The following is a 3205-nucleotide window of genomic DNA, read 5'->3' on the forward strand; positions in this document are numbered from 1 at the left end:
TGTTGCCTGGCGTTCTTGGTGAGGATGTAGCCGTCATCGGTGGTGCGGATGTAGGGGCATGAAGATGCCCCGCCGGCGGGTTGCCGGGCGGGGCGTTGTCGTCGTGGTGACGTGCTGGTCGTCACGCTGACGTCGTGGTCCTCATTGTGGTGTGTCTATTCGGCGGTGACCTCGCTGATCGCGGCGCGGGTGGAGGACTCGTCGACGATGGCTTTGCCGTCGGCGAAGGCTGCGATGAGGGCTTGGACGGCGAGGTTGTTGACGGCGCGGGGGTAGCCGCGGCTGGATTGGTGGATCGCGGCTGCGGCGTCGTCGGAGAACAGGGGGTCGTCGCGGCCGGCGAGGCGTAGGTGGTGGCGCAGGTAGGCGGCGGTTTCGGCGCCGGTCATGCCGGGCATCGTGTAGCGCAGGCCGATGCGTTGGTCGAGGGCGGCCAGGACGCCGAGTTTGATCCGCCTGCGGAGGGTGGGTTGGCCGACGAGTAGGCAGGCGAAGGGTGACCAGCGGTCGAGGTCGTGGTTGGTGAGCATGCGGATGCCTTCGAGTTGGTCGTGGGTGAGCAGGTGCGCTTCGTCGATGACGAGGACGGGGGTGCGGCCGCGTTCGGCGTGTTCGCCGGCCAGGGCTTCGGCGGCTTGGGGGACGAGGATGGCCATGTGTGGGTGGGGGACCCCGCCGAGGGTGGTGACGATGGCGTGGTGGATGCCGCGGGCGCCGATGGTGGGGTTGCCGAGGTAGATGATGGTGTGCCGGACCTGGTCGAGTGCGGCGAGGGCGGCGCGGACGGCGACGGTCTTGCCGGCGCCGACTTCGCCGGTGACCACGCCGAGGACGCGTTGTTCGACGCACCAGCTGATGCGGGCGACGGCTTCGGCGTGGGAGCCGTGGCGGTGCAGCATGCCCGGTGCGAGGTCGCGGCCGAACGGCATGCGGGTGAACCCGTAGTGTGCTTGCAGGCGGTCGATCATCGGGTGTCCCTTTCGGAGAGTGTGGGATCGGTGGGGCCTGACAGGGCGGTGTAGTTGACCCGGTCGGCCAGTTCGGCCTGGTGGGCGGCGTCGACGAGTTTCAGGTAGCCGATGCCGGAGGCCGGTGGTGGCGCCTCGGGGGTCTCGGGCTTGGCCTTGGGGTGGGCGTGACGTCCGATGCGGTGCGGAATGGCCAGGCCCATCGGCTTGCCGTTGCACCGGATTTCGATGTTGGTCAGGTCGAACGGGTCGAACACCAGCTCGACCCGCCGCCCGACCAGGCCGGCGTCGACCTGGTAGGTGTTGCCATGCAGGGAGACGGTGGCGGTCTTGGTGACGGTGCGGGCGGCTTCCCAGAGGAACGCCTCGCGCAGCGCGGCCGGGCTGGGCAGCCGGGGCGGGTCACCGGCCTGCCAGCGGTGAAGGGGTGTCTGCCCGGTTTCCGAATGTGTGCTGCGGTGGTATTCGGTCTCGGTCCAGGCGGTGAACAACCGGTTGAGGCTGACCAGATCCGTAACGAGATTCGCGGTGTCCGGTGTGGACAGTTCGACGAGGAACTGGTCACGGACCGTCCGGAAGAACCGCTCGATCTTCCCGCGGCCCTGCGGGCGGCCCGGCGTGGAGTGCACGAGCTTGACGCCGAGGCTGGCGCAGGCCCGTAGCAGCCACGCGTCGACGAACGCGCTGCCGTTGTCCACGTAGATCGACTCGGGGACACCGCGCGACGCCAGGGCTGGGCGCAGCGCGGCCGCCAGGCGGACGGTGTCTTCGGCGTATCCGAACCGGTGCCCGACCAGCAGCCGGCTGTGATCATCGAGGAACGCGAACAGGTAGGTCTTGCGCCCGCCGATGGCCGGGCCGTGCAGGGCGTCGCCGACCCACAACTCGCCTGGCCGGTCGGCTTCGAACCGGCCGAACACGGTCACCGCCGTGGCGGGCGGGCCCATCAGCTCCAGGCGGTTCAAGTGCCGCAGCACCGTCGACTCCGACGGCGCCCACCCGAGGTGCTTGTGCAGGATCCGGGCCACCTGCGCGGCGGTCCGGTCAGGGTTCTCCCGCTTCAACGCCGCGGCCATGTCCAGGATCTCGGCCGGGGTGCGCGGGGTGGCCTGCCGAGGGCTGGGCACCAGGGCGTCGAACCCGCCGCGGCGCCATGCGGTGATCCACCGGTCCAGGGTCGCCCGCGCCACCCGCACCGGCGTCCCGAACGGCCCTGGATGCTCCCGCTCGGCCAACTGGCGCACCATCCGCCCGCGCTGGCGGGTGGAATACGCCGGATCAGCCGGTTCCCGGATCAGCTGATACCGCCACAACGCGATCTTTCGGGCGCGGTCGGCCCGCACCCGGGCCTCATCATTCGCGGTAGTCAATCACAGCCTCCTCAACACTCGCCGTGAAGATCGACAAGTGCTGAGGGTGCCGCCTCACATGGCCGCTGACCAGGGCGAACTCGTGTTGATCCACTCCGGTGGCCAGTCCGGAGACAACAGACGCCCATCCGATACCGCGCCGGCCACCTGCCACGCCGTCACGTCGCGCAGCACGAACCGACCGGCCACCGCCCGCCCCGCGGCGGTGATCGCGGCCACCGCGTCGGCCAGCAGCGAACCGGTCGGGTCGGGAACCTGCGGATCGACCGCCACCGCGACCAGCAGCCGGGTAAACCACGCCCGGACCTGCTCAGCCCGCCCGGCGAACCGGCGCAGCCAGCCCCTCACCGTCCCCAGCGGCCGGTCCACCAGCACCGCCACCGGGCGGGCACCCAACCCGGCCGCCTTGGCCTGCACCGCGTGGCCGACCACACCGACAGCATCCGCCCGCCGCACTAGCACCCCAACCGGCAGCAACACGTGCGTCGCCGCGCACCCCGTGCAGCAGGCACGCCGAGGCCGCACCAGCCAGCCGCCGCCCGACTCAACCCGGATCAGACGCGGCCGTGCCCACCCCCACCCCGTCAACCGGCTCGCGCAACCCGGACAGCGCAGCTCACCCGCCACGAGCTGCCGTTCGACCCCAACCGGATCGTCGTTTACCGTCATCACCCGGTGCCTCCGCACCTCAAGCGGCCCTCCCGAGCGCCTGGCCAAGGAACACCGGGAGGGCCGCTACCTGCATCAACGTCCTCACGGTGATGACGCGCACGAACAAGCGCAACCCCACCGGGTCACGCCAGAGACTCCCTCAAGATCAATGACGGGCAAGAGCCAACTCGTCGTCACCTTCGGTGACGGCTAACA

General features: G+C 70.3%; 3 protein-coding genes. All 3 read right to left on the bottom strand.

Features of this window, described 5'->3' with window-relative positions; all coding sequences use genetic code 11:
* Positions 1-155 precede the first annotated feature (155 nt).
* Genes ABZ807_RS33185 through ABZ807_RS33195 form a run of 3 tightly spaced genes read right to left on the bottom strand, consistent with a single transcriptional unit; the run spans position 156 to position 2770 of the window.
* Positions 156-968, bottom strand: coding sequence for an ExeA family protein (locus tag ABZ807_RS33185; RefSeq protein WP_357167077.1), 813 nt, complete (start codon positions 966-968; stop codon positions 156-158).
* Complete coding sequence (locus ABZ807_RS33190) at positions 965-2338, bottom strand: DDE-type integrase/transposase/recombinase (protein ID WP_357167080.1); 1374 nt, start codon at positions 2336-2338, stop codon at positions 965-967. The genes ABZ807_RS33185 and ABZ807_RS33190 overlap by 4 nt, the downstream gene beginning before the upstream one ends.
* A 54-nt stretch (positions 2339-2392) precedes the next feature.
* On the bottom strand, positions 2393-2770 hold the full coding sequence (locus ABZ807_RS33195; protein ID WP_357167083.1) for a hypothetical protein: 378 nt from the start codon (positions 2768-2770) through the stop codon (positions 2393-2395).
* Positions 2771-3205 lie beyond the last annotated feature (435 nt).

The sequence above is a fragment of the Micromonospora sp. NPDC047548 genome, from assembly GCF_040642975.1.
In the GTDB taxonomy this organism is placed as follows: domain Bacteria; phylum Actinomycetota; class Actinomycetes; order Mycobacteriales; family Micromonosporaceae; genus Micromonospora.

Bases quoted from the DNA above. Each gene is read 5' to 3' on its own strand.
- ABZ807_RS33185 (WP_357167077.1), bottom strand. From the start codon at position 968: ATGATCGACCGCCTGCAAGCACACTACGGGTTCACCCGCATGCCGTTC.